This window comes from Paenibacillus bovis (genome assembly GCF_001421015.2).
Lineage (GTDB): Bacteria > Bacillota > Bacilli > Paenibacillales > Paenibacillaceae > Saccharibacillus > Saccharibacillus bovis.
Genome location: NZ_CP013023.1, coordinates 4,556,312 through 4,575,747, shown reverse-complemented (window position 1 = coordinate 4,575,747; position 19,436 = coordinate 4,556,312). Strand labels below are relative to the sequence as shown.

15 protein-coding genes and 1 riboswitch are annotated in these 19,436 nt (G+C 47.6%); of the genes, 12 read left to right on the top strand and 3 right to left on the bottom strand.

The features are described from left to right. Positions 1–138 precede the first annotated feature (138 nt). A riboswitch (glycine riboswitch) is annotated at positions 139–236 on the bottom strand. Positions 237–418: 182 nt separating this feature from the next. The 4 genes from gcvH (at position 419) to AR543_RS19530 (ending at position 3,487) form a co-directional block, all read left to right on the top strand. Beyond that, positions 419–811, top strand: coding sequence for a glycine cleavage system protein GcvH (gcvH, locus tag AR543_RS19545; RefSeq protein WP_060536064.1), 393 nt, complete (start codon positions 419–421; stop codon positions 809–811). Between the two features lie 495 nt (positions 812–1,306). Further along, entirely contained in the window at positions 1,307–2,152 is an 846-nt protein-coding gene (locus AR543_RS19540) for an SDR family oxidoreductase (RefSeq protein ID WP_060536063.1), read from the top strand. A 207-nt stretch (positions 2,153–2,359) separates the two neighbouring features. Continuing rightward, positions 2,360–2,893, top strand: coding sequence for a DUF2569 family protein (locus tag AR543_RS19535; RefSeq protein ID WP_060536062.1), 534 nt, complete (start codon positions 2,360–2,362; stop codon positions 2,891–2,893). Positions 2,894–2,974: 81 nt separating this feature from the next. Continuing rightward, on the top strand, positions 2,975–3,487 hold the full coding sequence (locus AR543_RS19530) for a GNAT family N-acetyltransferase (protein WP_060536061.1): 513 nt from the start codon (positions 2,975–2,977) through the stop codon (positions 3,485–3,487). Between the two features lie 190 nt (positions 3,488–3,677). Here AR543_RS19530 and AR543_RS24385 read toward each other — a convergent pair whose 3' ends face one another. Then, positions 3,678–3,851 (bottom strand): hypothetical protein, encoded by a 174-nt coding sequence (locus AR543_RS24385; protein ID WP_158523994.1) that lies wholly within the window; start codon positions 3,849–3,851, stop codon positions 3,678–3,680. Positions 3,852–4,200: 349 nt separating this feature from the next. Here AR543_RS24385 and map point away from each other — a divergent pair, with 349 nt between their 5' ends. From map to AR543_RS19500, 6 genes are all read left to right on the top strand, one after another. Next, on the top strand, positions 4,201–4,947 hold the full coding sequence (map, locus tag AR543_RS19525; RefSeq protein ID WP_060536060.1) for a type I methionyl aminopeptidase: 747 nt from the start codon (positions 4,201–4,203) through the stop codon (positions 4,945–4,947). A gap of 432 nt (positions 4,948–5,379) precedes the next feature. Beyond that, positions 5,380–8,274, top strand: a complete 2,895-nt coding sequence (pulA, locus tag AR543_RS19520) for a type I pullulanase (RefSeq protein ID WP_060536059.1) — start codon at positions 5,380–5,382, stop codon at positions 8,272–8,274. A gap of 131 nt (positions 8,275–8,405) precedes the next feature. After that, positions 8,406–9,443: a Ppx/GppA phosphatase family protein gene (locus AR543_RS19515; RefSeq protein ID WP_082472287.1), complete on the top strand. Its 1,038-nt coding sequence runs from the start codon at positions 8,406–8,408 to the stop codon at positions 9,441–9,443. Positions 9,444–9,641: 198 nt separating this feature from the next. After that, positions 9,642–11,015, top strand: coding sequence for a GntP family permease (locus AR543_RS19510; RefSeq protein WP_060536057.1), 1,374 nt, complete (start codon positions 9,642–9,644; stop codon positions 11,013–11,015). Positions 11,016–11,092: 77 nt separating this feature from the next. Further along, positions 11,093–12,670, top strand: coding sequence for a gluconokinase (gntK, locus tag AR543_RS19505; protein WP_060536056.1), 1,578 nt, complete (start codon positions 11,093–11,095; stop codon positions 12,668–12,670). A gap of 217 nt (positions 12,671–12,887) precedes the next feature. Then, positions 12,888–13,358, top strand: coding sequence for a GNAT family N-acetyltransferase (locus AR543_RS19500; protein ID WP_060536055.1), 471 nt, complete (start codon positions 12,888–12,890; stop codon positions 13,356–13,358). Positions 13,359–13,575: 217 nt separating this feature from the next. On the opposite strand, the gene AR543_RS19495 is transcribed toward AR543_RS19500, so the two are convergent. Beyond that, positions 13,576–15,291 (bottom strand): glycoside hydrolase family 13 protein, encoded by a 1,716-nt coding sequence (locus tag AR543_RS19495; protein ID WP_060536054.1) that lies wholly within the window; start codon positions 15,289–15,291, stop codon positions 13,576–13,578. 249 nt (positions 15,292–15,540) lie between these two features. Next, on the bottom strand, positions 15,541–16,107 hold the full coding sequence (locus AR543_RS19490; RefSeq protein WP_060536053.1) for a GNAT family N-acetyltransferase: 567 nt from the start codon (positions 16,105–16,107) through the stop codon (positions 15,541–15,543). Between the two features lie 298 nt (positions 16,108–16,405). Between AR543_RS19490 and AR543_RS19485 the strand changes: the two genes are divergently transcribed. Both AR543_RS19485 and AR543_RS19480 read left to right on the top strand, forming a co-directional pair. Then, positions 16,406–17,875, top strand: coding sequence for a carboxylesterase/lipase family protein (locus AR543_RS19485; protein WP_060536052.1), 1,470 nt, complete (start codon positions 16,406–16,408; stop codon positions 17,873–17,875). A gap of 255 nt (positions 17,876–18,130) precedes the next feature. Then, the gene (locus AR543_RS19480; RefSeq protein WP_060536051.1) at positions 18,131–19,186 is read left to right on the top strand and encodes an HD-GYP domain-containing protein; all 1,056 of its coding nucleotides are present in this window, start codon (positions 18,131–18,133) and stop codon (positions 19,184–19,186) included. Positions 19,187–19,436: the final 250 nt, after the last annotated feature.

Sequence of the window (19,436 nt, the reverse complement as noted above, 5' to 3'; positions counted from 1 at the left end):
ATGATCATACAGCATAATCCATTACGGTATGCTATACTCCTCGTAACAGCACAGAACCGACATAAGTTTCCCCTTTGGTGATCCGTTCAGGCATTATGATTATAACTACTCATAACCTTCGGATTCTCTCCAGAGCCGCGTCCAGTACAGGTCCTTTTGCCTGAGAGATTCACCATAACGGCTTACTCCTTCGGCGCTGCCCTGATGCTGGTGGCAGTCTCTCCCTGTACGTTCATCCGCTCACATATGATGTTATGTATTTCCGAACATTGAGTAATAAAAGTGTTAAAAATGTATGTATATTATATTAATACTTGATTCATAGAGTGATGTCAAGACTCTTGACAGCGCAATCTTCCTTACTATACGCTTGTGGCATCAGGAACCAAATCATGACATGAACCGGAGGAATGAGACAATGAGTGAGATCAAAGACCAATTGTTGTACAGTGAAGAGCACGAATGGGTAGAACGTATCAATGAAGACACGGTACGTATTGGCATTACTGATTTTGCTCAGCATCAACTGGGAGATATCGTATTTGTGGAACTGCCAAAAGTAGGTCGCGAAGTAGCTGCTGACGAAGAAGTAGGAACAGTGGAATCTGTCAAAACGGCATCAGAGCTGTTCTGTCCACTGGCAGGTACGGTCGTTACGTTCAATACTGATCTGGAAACGGAGCCCGAGCTGGTCAATTCCGATCCTTATGGACGCGGATGGATGATCGAATTGAAAGTAAACGGTGATTTGGAAAGCGCGTTATCCAAACTGATGGATGCCAAAGCTTACGCTGAACACGCACAGGATTAATCGAGCGGTCAACAGGTATTGATATCAGATTCATTCCTTGTATAGTTGACTGCAGATGATGAATTACAGGTTCAGGATTAACGGTCAACCATACATATAGCCTGTACAGCACCGAAACTATGATCCAGACATGGATATCATCATAATCTGTTACTGTGACAGATTCGCATTTCAATTGTAGGTCTAATTATGCACAAGCACATTACGCAAAAAGAGGTTCAGCAGCTTGCACTATGTAACCGGGATCGTAATACATCTATCCCGGAACAGCCAAGCCTGTCTGCTGCCTGCCACTCGTTGAGCAGGTTATCTTTTTGCTGTACTGTGCTTTTTTGCTGTATGGATTGTTATCTCTGCAACAAGATATACAGCACTCAGAACATCCTGCAGATCAGAAAGATGGATCTAACCGTCTATTCAGTACGATCTCCTGCATATGTGTGAAAAAGCGCTCCTGCGTTTATTTAAAAGAATAAACCCGACAGGAGGAATACGATGAACGCAAAGCGGATATTCATTACAGGCGCCAATTCTGGCATGGGGCTGGCATCAACGATCGAATTGGCCCGGCGTGGACATGAAGTGATTATGGGCTGCCGCAATGAAGAACGCGGCCAGAAAGCACTGGAGCAGGCACGTCAGGAGAGCGGATCGGATAAAATTACTCTTATGAAATGCGATCTGGGATCGCTGGAGACCATTCGCCATTTTGCGGAGGAGTTTGGCAAACGTTATGATTATCTGGATGTGCTGCTCAACAATGCGGGCGTGGTTAACCTGAAGCGCAAAGAGACATCCGACGGTTTTGAGATGAGTATCGGGGTGAATCATCTGGGGCATTTCCTGCTAACCCATCTGCTGCTGGACAGCCTGCAGCAAGCCAAGGCAGGACGTATTGTTGTCGTCAGTTCCGGTGCCTACAAACTGGGTAAAATCCATTGGGATGATCCTAATCTTCGCAGCGGCTATAACGTGGTCAAAGCCTATGCACAATCCAAATTGGCCAATATTTACTTTACCCGTATACTCGCCCAGCGGCTGGAAGGAACTTCAGTAACTGTTAACAGTCTGCATCCTGGTGCAGTAGCTACCAGCATCGGTGTAGACCGGGAAACAGGATTTGGTAAACGAATTCTCGCTTCAGTCGCGCATATGCCTTTTTTCCAGACACCGGAGCAGGGAGCAGAGACGGCGATCTTTCTCGCGGACGATGCATCGGTAGAAGGGAAATCGGGTGCTTATTATTACCGCAAGCAGCTGCATCGGCTGCACGCAAAAGCAAAAGATCAGCAGCAGGCCGAGCGGCTATGGACTTGGAGTGAAAAGCAGGTTGGATTGTAAACAGGCCGAGCTGAATCGATAACTGATGCATACTCTGACATTTACGATATAGCTACCTGATGAACGCAAAGGCAAATCAGGCTATCCTCACCGGATCGGAGGGAGAGTTAAAATGTGATTCTCCCGGAACCTGTGGTAGACTGAATAGGAATGTTGCTGCGGCGTCATGGACTGATGCTAATTTTCAGAGAAAAGAAGGTACAAAAAATGAATAATAATTATCCACCTAATCCGAATGATCAAGAGCGTGAGCGTCCGCCCTATGGTGCACCCCAGCCACCGGGTCCGCGTCCTCCGCTGGTAGGTCTCGGCGGCTGGCTGACCGTGTTCCAGATCTATATGTATTGGAGTCTGTTTATTGCATTGGTCTCGATTCCTACTTACATAGCGGTATTATTCCTGGCGGCCAATGAAGATGCGCTTCCGGAAGAAGTACGCTCCGTGCTATCGCTGTACGGGGATAATCTACAGGCGCTGTCGGTGTATGAGCTGATTGTAGCGATTATCCAGTTTGTACTGCTGGTACTGATGATGGTACTGCTGTACACGCGCAAAAAATCGTTCCCAAGGCTGGCCAAAATGTATCTGATTCTCAGTCTGGCGTTTGCCGTTATCGCCTTTTTCGTAGTGCCGCCTACATCGGGCATGGTCGCTTCGATGATCTGGGGCGCAGTGCTGACACTGGCCTGGAATATGTATTTTAACCGCTCGGTACGTGTCAAAAATACATTTATTCGCTAAATAAGGCTCCAGCAGGAGGGAATAGACGGATCGGTATTCAGGTGGTATCTTAGATAGAAATAAATTGCAGGAGTGATACCCTTGAACAATGCTGTGTCCTATGAAATCAAGATTGCCCGGCAGGAGGATCTGCAGCCGATCGTGGAAATCTACAATGCTTCTATTCCAGCACGTCTGGCAACGGCTGATACAGAGCCGGTTACGGTGGAGAGCCGTCAGGCCTGGTTTGATGAACATGTACCGGAACGCCGTCCACTCTGGGCACTATGGCAGGATGGGCAGATTGCCGGCTGGGCGAGTCTGCAGACCTTTTACGGGCGTCCTGCTTATAATGGAACTGTAGAATTGAGCGTTTATGTGCATAATGATTTTCAGGGAAAAGGTATTGGCAGCAAGCTGGTCAGCTATGCGATTGAGCAGGCTCCGGCGCTGCATATACATACGCTGCTTGGATTCGTATTTGCCCATAATGATCCGAGTCTGAGTCTGCTGCGCAAGTTCGGTTTCGAAGATTGGGGTCATCTGCCGCGTGTAGCAATTCTGGATGGAGTAGAGCGCCATCTGACTATTCTGGGCAAGCGGCTGGACGCCTAGATATTCATTAGCAAATAACAAAGAACAGCAAAACCGCCTGTATCCAAAAAGGAGCAGGCGGTTTTGTATGTAACAGGAGCTAATCGTCAAACAGGCTTTTTCGTGAGACAGGTGGTAGAGCCAATAACGGATAAAACGCATTACGGTCTGCAGGTGTCTAAGCCAATATTTTCTTTGTGCTGTTTTCTTTCTACTGGCTGCGAACGTTCTCGATCTGATTGTATATTGCCTGGCCTTCATTCTGTGGTTTGCTGCGCATCATATCTTTGAAAAACAGTACATAATCATCCAGATTCAGCATTCCTGCCAGTATGACCAGAGGAGTAAACACAATCCATTTGCCAATATGAAGTAAAGTACGCATGAGTATTGCTCCTTTTCAAATAGGATAATCGTTATACGTTCTTTGGTACATCAGGTTTCACGAGTAGGCACCACGATCAGTTGCTCAAACCGCACGTTAGGTTTACTATATAATAAATAGTGGCAGTTATCGGATCATCTTTGTATCTATGTGCATAGCGCCTGGAGATTACTGTAACGTATAATACTTATACTTTCTATAAGTTATGAAGACCTTTCTACTTGCTGTATCCTTATATAGTTGTCATAACAATTAAATTCCAAATTTTGTAAATTATAAAATGGAACCATGATACGGATTCGATTGATTCCAGAATGGTACTGTTATTAGCGAAAGGAAGCCTACATCCATGATTATATTGAAATCAGCCAAAGAAATAGAAGAAATGAAAACAGCCAGTCAGATCGTAGCAGACTGCCATCGTCATCTGGCCCGTATGATTGCACCAGGTATAACAACGATGGAAATTAATGATTTTGTGAAAAAACATATCAAAAAGCTGGGCGGACAGCAGTTTACGAATGGGTACAATGGTTTTCAGTATGAGACCTGTGCATCGGTCAATGATGTGATCGCCCATGGATTTCCGAGCCGTCAGCCTCTGCAGGAAGGTGATGTACTCAAGATCGATATTGTGGCCGAGTATGGCGGATGGCTTGGTGATTCTGCATGGTGTTACGCGGTAGGACAAGTATCTCCGGCTGCTGAGCAGCTGATGCGGGTTACCAAAGAATGTCTGTATATGGGAATCGAGCAGGCTGTGGCAGGCAATCGTCTGGGAGACGTCACTTCTGTTATTCAGCAGCATGCCGAGAGTTATGGTTATGGCGTAGTGCGTGATTTGCTTGGTCATGGAATCGGACGGAATCTGCATGAACAGCCCAGCTTTGCACATATCGGACAGGCCGGCAAAGGACCACGTCTCAAAGAAGGCATGGTATTTACTATTGAGCCTATGATCAACGAGGGCACTTACCGCATGACTGTAGATCAGGACGGATGGACAGCGCGGACAGCGGATGGCACATTGTCTGCCCAGTATGAGCATACTATTGCGATTACGGCCGAAGGGCCTGTTATTTTGACAGAACAATAAGAAATAGATAAGCAGCTGCGGAATTATTTTGCGGCTGCTTCTTATATTAACGACGGAAAATCAAAATTGTAATTTTTTATTCAAATAAGGTGATTTGCGGTAATAATAATTCAAATTATAAGCTATTGCTTCGCTAAAATTATAAAAATGAAAAACAGCTTTATTCTTTTGTGCTAACGATTGCACCAAAATAATTTCCTGTTGTTTATCGGATACAATCACTAGAACATAGGACTAAAGTTTTACAAAACCTTCAAAAATTCGACAAAATTTCCGATGAATAAAATAGATGAATAACTTTGCTGTATGGGTTAATAAACCGATAGAGAAGGAAATGGATAGTTTCCCTGTGAAAAAATAATGCTCGTGAATAAATAAATCCTGTAAATAAATAACGAATAATAAAAGTCTATGTAAATGGTGGTGAATAATATGCTAGATAAAATGAATCACTCGCTGACACGTAATATGAATATTGCGACTGACTATTTTTATGATATAGATGATCTGGGCATTCAATATACACCGCAGCACAGCATCTTCAAAGTATGGACACCGGATGCGGTACGTGTGGATGTAGCCTTGTATGATGAGCCGGGAGAATACGATCATGAAGGTCTGGTTCATAATCATACCGGAGGCCTGGAGATTCCGATGGAGCAGGAAGAAGGCGGCGTATGGGTACTGGAGCACGAAGGCAATCTGGCCGGCAAATATTATATGTACCGGGCAGAATTCCAGGATGGCAGCGTGGAATACGCAGTGGATCCTTATGCTCGTGCGGTCTCGCCGAATGGTCAGCGTACGGCTATTGTAGATCTGCGCAAAACCGATCCCGAAGGTTGGGAAAACGATATTCGTCCGCCGATGGCGAGTCTGACCGATGCGGTTATTTATGAGCTTCATGTAAGAGACTTTTCGATTGATCCCGAAGCATCGATACAGCACAAAGGCAAGTTTCTTGCTTTTACCGAAACCGGATTGTGCGATGAATACGGCAATAGTATCGGTATTGACCATCTGCGCGAGCTGGGTATCACGCATGTGCATCTGCTGCCGATAGCCGATTTCCAGACAGTGAATGAACTGACTGTGGACGACCCCGATTCTGATCAGGTCAAATATAACTGGGGTTATGATCCGCAGCATTATAATGTTCCGGAAGGCGCCTATTCGACTGATCCATGGGACCCAACATCCCGTATCCGTGAATTCAAAAAAGTAGTGCAGGCTCTTCATGGCGAAGGCATGCGCGTAGTGCTGGATGTCGTGTACAATCATACGTTTTCCGTGGATGATGGTCCATTCGATCGCCTGATTCCGGGTTATTTCTACCGGACGGATGAGCGCGGACAGCTGACCAATGGCTCCGGAGTGGGCAACGAGATTGCGACCGAGCGTCCGATGGTGCGCAAATATATCAAGGATTCGCTTCGGTACTGGGCAAACGAATACCATCTGGACGGGTTCCGCTTTGACCTGATGGGACTGATTGATACCGAGACTGTTACCCAGCTGACCCAGGAGCTGCGTCGTGATATTGATCCATGCATCCTGATCTATGGTGAGCCGTGGACAGGCGGCTGGTCGCCGCTGCCGCAGCAGACGCTCAAGGGTGCACAGCGTGGCAAGGGATTTGCTTTATTCAATGATAACTTCCGCAGTGCGATCAAAGGTGGCAGTGATGACGAGACCCGCGGATTCGCGACCGGTGAATTCGGCAAGGAAGGCGATCTGGTCAAAGGAATCTACGGCTCGATCGGTGACTTTACCGATCATCCAAGCGAGAGTATCAACTACGTAACCGCACATGACAATCTGAATCTGTGGGACAAAATTGTACGTGTGAGCGGAGCGGAAAAAGAACTGTCTTTCCTGCATATGGACAACGGCCGACTGCCGGATGGGCGTGATGTAGCTGAAGCTGTGCAGCAGGCAGATCCTTATAAATATATCAATCCCGATCATGTGCTGGATCAGGAATGGGTACGCCGCTCAATCCTTGCCAATGGTATTGTGCTGACGAGCCAAGGAATTCCTTTTATCCATGCAGGCGATGAGTTGCTGCGCAGCAAGTTCGGTGATCATAACAGCTACCGCAGCCCGGATGCGATTAATGCGATTCGCTGGAGCAACAAGCAACGTTTCCGTCAGGTATTCGATTATTATCAGGGACTGATCCAGCTGCGGATGAGCCATCCGGCTTTCCGTATGATTGACCGCAAGGAAGTAGAGAAGCATCTGCGTGTACTGCGCAGCGATCATCAGATCGTAGCTTTCCAGCTGGGCGAGTATGCCCATGGGGATAAATGGCGTCATATTATCGTGATCTACAATTCGGCTACAACAGAACAAGCGGTTACACTGCCGCAGTTCAGTCGCCAATGGCAGGTAGTCGTCAATGACCATGCTGCAGGCGTACGTCCACTGGCTTCGGTGCTCGGTGGCGAAGTAGTAGTCGCTCCATTATCGATGATGGTACTGTTTGATGAAGAAGATCAGTACAAGCCGATTCCGGCGAGTCTGGAATGGGAATATACGCCGAGCATTATGGAGCCCGGCGAAAAATTGCATCTGAGAGTCGTGCCGCGTGATCAGCGAGGCCGGATCTACACGGCTGAGCGTGTACGCTACCAGTCTTCCAATGACAAAGTAGTCTCTGTACGCTCTGACGGTCAAATGAAAGCACTAAGCGAAGGTTCCAGTACGATCTGTGTATCGTGCGGAAACGTAGAGAGCTGTCTGCTGCTGCATGTAGAGACATTGGTGCCGCATATGGTGAATTTGCAGGGGGAACACCAGGTATACATTGGCAAAAGAATGCGCCTCAAAGCAGATGTGCTTGATCAGTACGGCCGTCCGATTGCCCGTCCAAAGCTGACCTGGAATTCCAGTGACAAGCGTGTGGCTCGTGTTAACAAAGACGGCGTGATTCGCGGCATTCATCCGGGCAAGACCAAGATTACAGTCACTTCCGGCAAAGCGACTGCCCAGTGGTTTGTAGAGGTTATGCCTTATGTACCGCGCAGTATTGAAGTGGAATACGAACGTCCTAACCAGGATTATCGCGGCTGGAATCTATGGGTATGGGGATCTGTACTGGGTCACCGTCAGGTAGATTTTGAACGGGTAGAGAATGGCCGCGCAATCGCGAATATTATGATTGCTCCGGATGAAACGAATATCGGCTTTATTATCCGGCTCAAGGATTGGCAGGCCAAGGATATAGATACAGATCGCTACATTTTCGTCGATACCAAACAGGATACGATGAAAGTGGTTATCAAAAGCGGCGATCCTCAGTTTGATATTGAACCAACCGGCTGATCATGACAGAGCCGCTCTGAACAGAGCGGCTTTTGTCTGTCTATCGGAGACAATCTGCAGGTCGGCTGCATTGGTTGTGGAAATCATGGACTGTTCCTGTTAAAATCATAACCAACCCGTAAACGTGAATAATGACTTTACCGAAGGAGGTACTCGTTAATGACGATGATTATAACCAGGGATGCGTGCATGGCGAGGACACAATGAGCGATAATCGTAACCGGCTCGGAGTCATTGATATTGGTTCGAACTCGATCCGTCTGATTATCTATGAAGCGGGCAGTGATCGTACCAGCCGGATGGTACACAAAGCCAAGGAAACGGTACGTCTTGGTGTACGCAGAGATGAACACGGCAATATGAGTGAACAGGATATCTGGACAGTTATTCCGATTCTGCACAAATTCCAGGATATTTGCAGAGCCAATAGAGCTGCCCAGATCCGGGCGGTTGCTACGGCAGCTGTCCGTCAATCAACCAATATGGAAGATATTATTGCCTGCTGGGAGCAGGAGACAGGGATCGCTGTACAGGTGTTATCCGGAGAAGAAGAAGCCTATTATGGGTTTCTCGGCGTGACCCGTTCGCTGCCTGCCCATATTCATGAAGGATTTATCGTGGATATCGGAGGCGGCAGTACAGAGATTTCCTATTTCAAACACGAAGAATTGCTGCATAGTACATCACTGCCCTGCGGAGCAGTAAATATGACAATGCAAAATGGTGGCAGGGATACGTGGAATGAACAATCCAGAGAACGGCTTGCCGACAAGATCAGCAGTCAGCTGCAGGACTACCCATGGACAGCGGTTCATGCCGGCCTGCCGCTGATCGGCCTGGGCGGCGGTATTCGGGCATTGGCCCGCATGGAAAGGGAGCGTAGACATCAGCTCAAACCCGCTGGTGATCCTTTTCCGATTGAGGCGGATACGATCCACTTTTATGCAGATGCACTGGCAGGACTGAATCTGGAGGAACGTATTCATCAGTTTGATCTGGCTGCAGATCGAGCGGACATTATTGTCGCCGGCACGATGATCCTGAGTACCGTGTTTGAGCATATGCAGTGTTCTGTACTGCTAGCCAGCTGGCGCGGACTTAGCGATGGATTGGCGCATCATACCTTTAATATCGCACAGACGACGCAGCGCCAGATGAACGGCCAATAATAAATGATTTATCATAAATAAACAAAGACAGACCCTTTTTGTATACTCCGGTATATTAAAAAGGGTCTGTTTGGCGTAGTGCAGGAGTACGCATAAATGCGCATATACAAGCAGTGTATCGTTTGAAAAATATCGAAAACAGGTTAATAAGGAAAAGATTCATACCTATCATGGTGAGCGGACAGGAGGAAGAAGCGCATGTATTCTCTTTTTGGACTGAGTCATGAAGCCACATTGCTCCTATGGGCATTGGTGGCGATTGTTATTTTGATCGTGATGATTGCCAAGTTTAAATGGAATCCTTTTGTTGTACTGCTGATGGCCTCGTTATTTCTCGGGTTGATTATCGGGATGAAGCCGCTGGATGTAGTCGATTCCGTACAAAGCGGACTGGGAGGCACTCTTGGTTCGATCGCTATCGTTATCGGTCTGGGTACCATGCTCGGCAAAATGATGGCCGAATCCGGCGGAGCAGAGCAGATTGCCAATACGTTGATTAACCGGTTTGGCGAGAAGCGTATACCGTGGGCGATGCTGATCGTGGGTCTGATTGTCGGAATGCCAGTCTTTTTTGAGGTAGGGATTATTTTGTTGATTCCTATTCTGTTTACGGTTATCCGCAAAACGAATATATCTCTTCTCAAAGTTGGGATACCGATGCTTGCCGGGCTATCGACTGTACATGGTCTGCTGCCGCCGCATCCTGCGCCGATGATCGCGATTGATGCATTTGGCGCCAATATCGGAATGACGATTATGTATGCGCTGATTGTCGGTATACCGACTGCTATTATTGCAGGCCCGCTGTTTGGTACATATATCGGTAACCGGATTGTGGTACATCCTCCGCAGGGACTGTCCGAGCAGTTTACATCGCATCGTCCGGATCAATCGGAACGGTTATTGCCCGGATTCGGTCTGACCATGCTGACGATTCTGATGCCGGTGATTCTGATGCTGACCGGTTCGATTGTCGAGATTGCTGCGCCGGAGAGCAGCAGCGGTCTGGCGATGTTTTTCCGTTTTATCGGCAATGAAGTGGTGGCGATGTTTATTGCGACAGTATTTGCCTTTTTCTCTCTTGGATTTGCCCAGGGATTCAGTAAAGAGGATATCTCCAAATTCACCAGTGAATGTCTGGCACCGACCGCTTCGATTATTCTGATTATTGGCGGAGGCGGTGCGTTCAAGCAAATACTGATCGATAGCGGTGTAGGGGAGGCTATTGCCAGTGTGGCTACTGCCGCTCATGTGAATGTGGTAGTGTTTGCTTATCTGGTAGCGGCTCTGATCCGCGTGGCTACCGGCTCGGCTACCGTCGCCATGACGACCGCAGCAGGCATTGTAGCGCCTGTACTGGCGCTGACACCGGGAGCCAATGTAGAGTTGGTCGTACTGGCTACCGGTGCAGGATCACTGATTTTGTCCCATGTGAATGATGCCGGCTTCTGGATGGTCAAGGAGTTCTTCAATATGTCTGTACCGCAGACGCTGAAGTCCTGGACTGTGATGGAGACGCTCCTTTCCCTGGTCGCTTTTATTATCATTTTTGTATTGAATATAATGGTATAGAGAAATAACTGTTCAGATAGACAATTCGAGTACGGAATAATACTTATGAATTTATGACGGAAAGTAGGTAGACGAGTATGAGTGAAACCAAATTTATGATCGGTGTAGATATTGGAACGACCAGTACCAAAGCAGTTCTGTTTGAAGAATCAGGCAAAATCGTCTCTCAGGGAGCCGTGGAATATCCACTGCATACACCTGTCCCATCCGTAGCCGAGCAGGACCCGGACCAACTGTTCCGGGCAGTGATCGACTCTATTCGCCAGGCGATGGACAAGAGCGGCAGAGGACCAGAAGATATTCTGTTTGTTTCTTTCAGCTCGGCGATGCACAGCATGCTGGTCGTTGGCAAAGACGGCAAGCCGCTAACCCAGTGCATGACCTGGGCAGACAACCGCAGTGCTGCTTATTTCAAACAACTAAAAAATGAGAAAAAAGGTCATGAACTGTACATGCGTACCGGTACGCCGATTCATCCCATGTCTCCTTTGACCAAGATTATGTGGATTACGCGGGAGCATCCCGAGATTGCCGATTCAGCCTACAAATATATTTCGATCAAGGAATATGTATTTATGAAGCTATTTGACGAGTATGTAGCTGATCATTCCATGGCTTCGGCGACCGGTCTGATGAATCTCCAGCAGCTGGACTGGGATGAAGAGGCATTATCGACAGCAGGGATTACGCGGGAGCATCTGTCGAAGCTGGTACCGACTACTCACGTGATGAACGGACTGCATGAGACTTATGCTGCGGAGATGGGACTCAGTTCTGCCGTACCTTTTATACTGGGAGCCAGCGACGGCGTATTATCCAATCTGGGCGTAGGCGCGATCGATCCCGGTGTCGTTGCGGTGACGATCGGTACGAGCGGCGCGATTCGTACTGTCACGGACAAGCCGGTAACCGATCCCAAAGGAAGATTTTTCTGTTATGCACTGACCGAGGATAAATGGGTCATTGGCGGACCAGTCAATAATGGAGGTATTATTTTCCGCTGGATTCGGGATGAATTTGCTGCTTCCGAAGTAGAGACTGCCAAGCGGCTTGGCCTGAGTGCCTATGATGTACTGACCCGTATTGCCGAGAAAGTACGTCCGGGTGCAGATGGACTGCTGTTCCATCCTTATCTGTCTGGGGAAAGAGCGCCGCTATGGAATCCCGATGCACGAGGTTCATTCTTTGGGCTTGCCCTGCATCACAAAAAAGAGCATATGATCCGTGCCGCGCTGGAAGGTGTATTGTTTAATCTCTATACTGTTATGCTGGCTGTGGAAGAACAGATCGGCGTACCTCAGAAAATCCACGCAACCGGCGGATTTGCACGCTCTGAATTATGGCGTCAAATGATGGCCGATATTTTCGATCAGCGGGTAATCGTGCCGGAAAGTATCGAGAGCTCCTGTCTGGGCGCAGCTGTGCTCGGTCTATATGCCCTGAAGCGGATCGATTCTCTGGATGAAGTATCCAAGATGATCGGTACCACCTACGAGCATAAGCCGTATAAGGAACACGCGGCTATTTATCGCGAACTGCTACCTATTTATATTCGTATTTCGCGCAAATTTGCCGAGGATTATGAAGATATCAGTGCTTTTCAGCAGCGTATGCTGGAGAAGGGCATGACCAGTGAGCCTGTAGAAGATCTATAATTGTAATATATATGCAGACCGGCAACTGGATATGGTCATATCATGTCCAGCTACCGGTCTGTATTGAGTTGCTGCCATTCATTCCAGGTATTGCATTGTATAGCAGCGCTGACCTGTAAAGATTCGACTTCAATCACCTAAGCAGGTAAAATAGAAAAGAACCTGATAGAACAGTATGATTGCAGCCATGTTCAATACAACGAGAGGAGATCAGAGAATGATTGAATTAATTCCGATGGACGACAAACAGTATACCGAGTTTTATCATCTGTCTACCACTGATTATGCCGCCGAGAAAGTAGCTGCTGGAGAATGGACAGAAGAGGAAGCGATGGATCGGGCAGCCGAGTCATTTCAGAAATATCTGCCGAATGGAGCCGATACGGAAGGTGCTTTTATTTACAGCGTATTCGATACAGAGCAGCAGAAGTCTATAGGACATGTATGGATGAATATTACAGATACTCCCAAAGGGAAACAAGCCTTTTTGTACGATATCCTGATCTATGATGGTAACCAGAACAAAGGATATGGGCAGGAAACGATGAAAGCTCTGGATGAACTGGCAATCCAGCAGGGAGCTGTGCGTATCGGACTGCATGTGTTCGGTCATAATCAGCGCGCTTTGCATGTCTATCAAAAATCGGGTTATGTAATTACCGATTATCAGATGTCCAAGGCACTATAGTCCGGCCGCGTATGGCAATTCAGTAACCATATGCAGCGGGGTGAATAGCCGATGCTGCTTTTTGTGTAATACCTACTTACATATACCAACTACGTATGACATCATCGCTGTAAAAAATGCAGAAATGCCCAAAAAAGCTCTGCCGTTATGTCCCTGTATCGATAACAGGACATATGCGGCAGAGCTTTTGTATATTCATATTTTATCTTCAATAAGCTTACATCCGGTAAATCAGTGCTTCGTACGGACGCAGCTGCTGCAGCTCTGCCATTGTATGTTCATCTTCACGGTCTACAGGGCGAGAGAACTTGGTATAGTTACCGTGCAGCTTGATCATATGATCCGCCCATTCTACTTCTTCACCGCTCCAATCGATATTGACTTCATGATCGGCAAAATTAAGCACGACCAGCCATTTCTCGTCTTCCCACTCTCTGGTAAAAGCAAAAATCTCCTCGTGCTCCGGCAGCAGCAGCTGGAAAGATCCATAGGACATCATCGGGTTCTGCTTGCGCATCTGGATCAGCTGGCGATAGTAGTAGAATACCGAATCCGGATGATTCTCCTGCTCGCTGACCCGTTTGCCTTCCAGCTTGGCAGCAGGCGGCAGATGGATCCACGGCTCTACAGTGCTGAAGCCGGCATATTCATTGCTGTCATCCCACGGCATTGGAGAACGTGCTCCATCCCGGCTGCGACGATGAATACGGGCAAGTGCCTGCTCGGATGACAGTCCTTCCCGCAGCGCCTGTTCATAATAAGCGAGAGTACCGGCATCCCGGTAGTCTTCGATTTGGTTATATGTGGTATTGCCCAGGCCCAGTTCCTCTCCCTGATAAATAAGCGGTGTACCCGGAATCGTATGGAGAAAAGTAGCAATCAGCTTGGCAGCAGTAATCTCGTGTTCATCGGCACCGAGCAGATCCGGCATAATACGTGGATGATCGTGAGTGCTGAGATAGAGAGCATATCCTCCTTTGCCGAATACACCGGCATACCAGTCGCTAACCGATTTTTTGAGTTCGCGAATAGACCATTCCTGTGAACCCCAGGCATCTTTCGGGTCTTTGCCGATGCGGATCAGATCCATAGCGAGCACCATATCCATCTCATGACGTTCAGGAGCAGTATAACGCACTACTTCATTCATCGTTACCGAAGGCGCTTCGCCAAGCGTAATTACATCGGGATAGCGGGAGAAAGTCTGCTCATGCATTTCCTGCAGGTATTCGTGAATATGTGGACCATTTTTGTAAAATTCCTGTCCTGGCGGGTGAGGTGCATCAGCCGGAGCATCCGGCAGCTGTGGGTCTTTGGAGATCATATTGATCGCATCCAGACGGAATCCATCGATACCTTTGTCCAGCCACCAGCGGATCATTGTGTACAGTTCCTGACGCATATGCGCATTGTCCCAGTTCAGATCCGGTTGCTTGCGATCAAATAGATGCAGATAATATTCGCCGCTCGGCTCATCATACGTCCAGGCTGATTCATTCAGAAAAGACTTCCAGTTATTCGGTTCCTGTCCATCCGCTCCCGGTTCTTTCCATATGTAGTAATCCCGGTAAGGGCTGTCCTTGGAACTTATAGCCTGCTGGAACCATGGATGTTCATCCGAAGTATGGTTGATGACCAGATCCATAATCAGTTTGATACCGTTCTCATGAAGTTTGGCCAGCAGCTGTTCAAAGTCTTCCATCGTGCCATAGCGGGGATGAATCTGCTGATAGTCGCTGATATCATAACCGTTATCGACCATCGGCGATTCACATACCGGTCCCAGCCAGACAATATCGACTCCCAGTTTGACGAGGTAATCGATTTTGGAAATAATACCCTGCAAATCTCCCCAGCCATCGCCATTGCTGTCCTTGAAGCTCTGTGGATAAATCTGATAGATCACGGATTCTTTCCAGGATGGTGCGTTCATATGTCAGCCTCCCGTTCATATAATATAAAAATAATATTGGACGAAATATGATAAGAAAATAAAGATACTATTGCTATATTCTTCCTAATGAATGGTTAAACGTAACAATCCTTCACTAAACAGAAACAGCAAACAACCGAACACTGCAAGTGTCCGGTTGAAATTTTTATTTCATATAAAAAACGAAAACAATATACATACCGTGCAGCTAGCTGCCTGCATGTACCATGCATCTGCCTGTTCGCAAGCTTATGTAACGGGCTGCTGCTTGACCATCCGATGATAGGCGTGTCCGCGGATATGAATCATTCCATCTTCTGTATAACCGAGCCGTTCATAAAGAGATCTGGCTTTGCTATTATCTACATCCACAATCAGCAGCAACCGATCATATCCTTGCTCTGCAGCCAGTTGTTCAAAGCTGGCGATCAGCCGGGAACCTATTCCCTGTCCCTGAAAAGCAGGATGAACAGCGATAGAATCCAGATAATATTCATCAGGATGCGCTTCCGGAATTACATCGTCTGCCTGCTTACCGAGCTGCTGCAATCGCTGGATAATTGGAGTATCCAACCGGTCGATATCTTTGCCGTGATAAGAGAGTACGAAGCCTGCTACCTGGCCGTCCTGTTCGGTAACGATCACATTCTCGTAACTGAGCCGGTTGCCTGTACTGCGAAACAGCTGCTCCATAACCAATATCGCCTCGTCTGCATGTTCCGTACCTGTCAGTGCATAGGCAATCTCACCAATAGCATCATAAATCAACGGAACTACAGCAGCTGCATCTTCTGGTCGTGCCTTTCTGGTGATCATTGATTTGAACCTCCTTGGGGAATACTATGTATGTCCAGTATATCATGTCAATTCCGTATTTGCAGAAAGGAAGCAGGTTACGCAAAGCGTATTTTACCGCTCGGAAAGTCTGATTCTGTCATATTGTTCGATTTGCCGAATATTGTGGCAGAAAGGCCGGTTCTGTTTAATGAAGGGAGAGGGGTAATTAGTATACTTAACGATTTCATAATAGCAAATACGGTACAGGCATGTGCATTCATGCAGGAATCAGGGTGCAATGTACCAATCATAGCAGACGGAAGGATGGAGATTGGCAATGGAAACGACTCAAATTCGTACTCAATATGGAGAAGTGCAGGGTGTACGGGAGAATGGCGCAGTTATATGGAGAGGCATTCCGTATGCCGAGCCTCCGGTTGGAGATTTGCGGTTTCATATGCCTCGTCCACCACAGCCATGGGAAGGCGTGCGGGAAGCGACCCGGTTCGGTCCGGTCTGTCCGCAGCCCGGCAATGAGCTGGAAAACAGCATGTTTGGACCATCCAATGCACGTCCGGTACAGTCTGAAGATTGTCTGTATCTGAATATATGGGCATCCGACAAATCCACCGAAAAGCGGCCAGTCATGGTATGGATTCACGGAGGCGCTTTTGTAACGGGAGCAGGCAGTCTGCCGATCTACGATGGAACCTCGCTTGCGGTAAACGGGGATATGATCGTGGTAACAATCAATTATCGTCTGGGGCCGCTCGGATTTTTGGATTTGTCTTCTTATGGCAATGCCTATGCAGCGAATCTTGGACTGCTTGACCAGATCGCAGCATTGGAATGGGTACGCAGCAATATTGCAGCCTTTGGCGGAGATCCGGAGAAGGTTACGATATTTGGCGAATCTGCAGGAGCGATGAGTATAGGTGCCCTGCTGGCGATGCCGTCAGCCAAAGGACTGTTCCGCGCAGCTATTATGCAGAGCGGCGCCTCCCAGGTACTGCCGCCCGAAGCGGCCAAGCGAATAGCAGATAGTTATCTGCAAGAGCTGGGCGGCAGCCCGGATGATCTATCGGTGCTGCAGTCGGCGTCTACAGCAGAATTGCTGCAGGCAGCGGATCGTCTGCGGCAGTCGGGGCAGGGTAATACGTTGTCGCTGCTGTTCCAGCCAGTGATCCATCCGCAGACACTGCCGGTAGAGCCGGTTGTGGCTATCGAGAATGGAGCAGCCAAGGATATTGCCCTTATTATCGGGACCAACCAGGATGAAGGCTCATTGTTTATTAATCAATCTTCGCCGATCATGTCCCGCGAGCAGATTAGCGGTGCACTGGAAATGATGACCGGACTCAATGGCGATCATCTGGTAGACCAGTATCCGATGACGGTACAGGGACAGGCACAGATTATGACCGATCTGTTCTTCTGGCGTTCCGCTGTACGATATGCACAGGCCCAAATCAATCATGGACCGGTGTGGATGTATCGTTTTGATTGGAGCCAGCCGGGTCATCCATGGCTTGGAACAGCTACCCATGCAGCAGAGATAGCCTTTGTATTCAATAATCTGCCGCTGCTGAGACATATCGGAATTCAGCCGGATGAGCTGACTACCAATCTGGCGGTACAAATGCAAAAAGCATGGATTACCTTTGCCCATACGACAACACCAGCGACCATGGAAATCCCATGGGGCGATTACAAAAAGCATGACCGGACCACCATTATATTCGATCGTCAGATTAATCTGGTGGAAGACCCCGATCATGATAAGCGGGTACAGCTGATCGGAGACTGATCCGCAGGCTGTAACTAACAGATAACAGAACAATGGAAAAGCGAAGCGGAATGTCCGTTTCGCTTTTTCTGGTTCCATCGAGAGCAGATTTACACAATTATGCAGATAACCACTCCATTATTAAGCAGTAAGTGCTATATAATTAGAGGCTTCATTTGCCGATAACAATTATATTTCACGGATATCTGCTCTACATAATGCAGGACCAATTGAATAGCAACAAGATGGCAGGTATACATAAACGGAGGGGTACTATTGTTAATCCATATTTTTGATCTCAAGCAGGGAGACACACTGCTTGCAGATGCCTTTAATCGTCAGGGCGTTCCTCTCTTAAAACAAGGAACACAACTGACCGATGAAGATATCAGGCTGCTCACGCGCCATCAACTGGACTATGTGGATGTCGCTTCCTCGCAGGGAACAGCAGCGTTTGCAGAATCACCTGCAGAGCAGGATCTGATCGGTCTTCCGGCACGGCTCAAGCAGAGCGTCGAACAATCTCTGCAGACCTATCAGTCCATTTTTCTGGAAGCGCTGACTAAAGGCAAATTCAGTGCCGAACTGGCAGATCATCTGATGGAGCCGCTGCTGCTGAATCTGAATGGACAAAATGATATTGTCTCACTGCTGCTGATGCTCGAAGCCGAAGATGACCATATCTACAGTCATTCACTCAAAGTAGGTCTGCTCAGTTATTACATTGCTGACTGGCTTGGTTATTCCGAAGAAGAGTGCTACCGGATCAGTCGTGCCGGTTATCTGCATGATATCGGTAAAAGCCGTCTTCCTTCCATTATACGTTCGGATCGCGAGAGCATGAACGAATCGGAGCGCAAAGAACTGAAAAAGCATACCCAGTACGGATACGATTTGATTATGGAATCTCTCAATGATAAAACAACCGCACTTGTCGCACTCCAGCATCACGAGCGTAATGATGGCACCGGATATCCGCAGCGCCTGTACAAAAACGGGATTCATGCCTATACCCGGATTGTCTCGGTAGCGGACGAATTTGTGAATATGACTTCTGCGAGCAGTGACGGCAGCAAGCAGGGACTGGTAAGCATTTTACAAAATATTTATGAACTTGGATTCTCCAAGCTGCACGAAAAGCCAGTACAGGCGCTGATTCATCATATGTCTCCCAATCTGGTCGGCAAAAAAGTTCAGCTGGATAATGGAGAAAATGGTATGATCGTGCTCGCCAACCAGACCGATATGTTCCGTCCGCTTATTCAGACGGACAAGCAGTTTATCGACCTATCCAGAGAACGCAAAATCCGAATTAGCAAAGTATTTATATAAAAAGCAATGCTTTGGTACCGAGTTGATTGTTAATTATTGTCGTTTTTATTTATTGTTCTTTTTATTTAGGATTGACCGTTTATACATTCCGGAAGACGCAGTTGGCAGGATAGATAGGATGCCCGCTGCTGCTTCCGGTTTTTTGGTATGCCAAAAGAAGCAGTATACACAGTTAGCAGAAGACCGTGTGATTGTGTGCATATTTACATCGTTCGTTACATTGCGGAAGCGGGCACTCTACGCTACTATG

Bases quoted from the DNA above. Each gene is read 5' to 3' on its own strand.
- gcvH (WP_060536064.1), top strand. From the start codon at position 419: ATGAGTGAGATCAAAGACCAATTGTTGTACAGTGAAGAGCACGAATGG.
- AR543_RS19540 (WP_060536063.1), top strand. From the start codon at position 1,307: ATGAACGCAAAGCGGATATTCATTACAGGCGCCAATTCTGGCATGGGG.
- AR543_RS19535 (WP_060536062.1), top strand. From the start codon at position 2,360: ATGAATAATAATTATCCACCTAATCCGAATGATCAAGAGCGTGAGCGT.
- AR543_RS24385 (WP_158523994.1), bottom strand. From the start codon at position 3,851: ATGCGTACTTTACTTCATATTGGCAAATGGATTGTGTTTACTCCTCTG.
- map (WP_060536060.1), top strand. From the start codon at position 4,201: ATGATTATATTGAAATCAGCCAAAGAAATAGAAGAAATGAAAACAGCC.
- pulA (WP_060536059.1), top strand. From the start codon at position 5,380: ATGCTAGATAAAATGAATCACTCGCTGACACGTAATATGAATATTGCG.
- AR543_RS19515 (WP_082472287.1), top strand. From the start codon at position 8,406: ATGACTTTACCGAAGGAGGTACTCGTTAATGACGATGATTATAACCAG.
- AR543_RS19510 (WP_060536057.1), top strand. From the start codon at position 9,642: ATGTATTCTCTTTTTGGACTGAGTCATGAAGCCACATTGCTCCTATGG.
- gntK (WP_060536056.1), top strand. From the start codon at position 11,093: ATGAGTGAAACCAAATTTATGATCGGTGTAGATATTGGAACGACCAGT.
- AR543_RS19500 (WP_060536055.1), top strand. From the start codon at position 12,888: ATGATTGAATTAATTCCGATGGACGACAAACAGTATACCGAGTTTTAT.
- AR543_RS19495 (WP_060536054.1), bottom strand. From the start codon at position 15,291: ATGAACGCACCATCCTGGAAAGAATCCGTGATCTATCAGATTTATCCA.
- AR543_RS19490 (WP_060536053.1), bottom strand. From the start codon at position 16,107: ATGATCACCAGAAAGGCACGACCAGAAGATGCAGCTGCTGTAGTTCCG.
- AR543_RS19485 (WP_060536052.1), top strand. From the start codon at position 16,406: ATGGAAACGACTCAAATTCGTACTCAATATGGAGAAGTGCAGGGTGTA.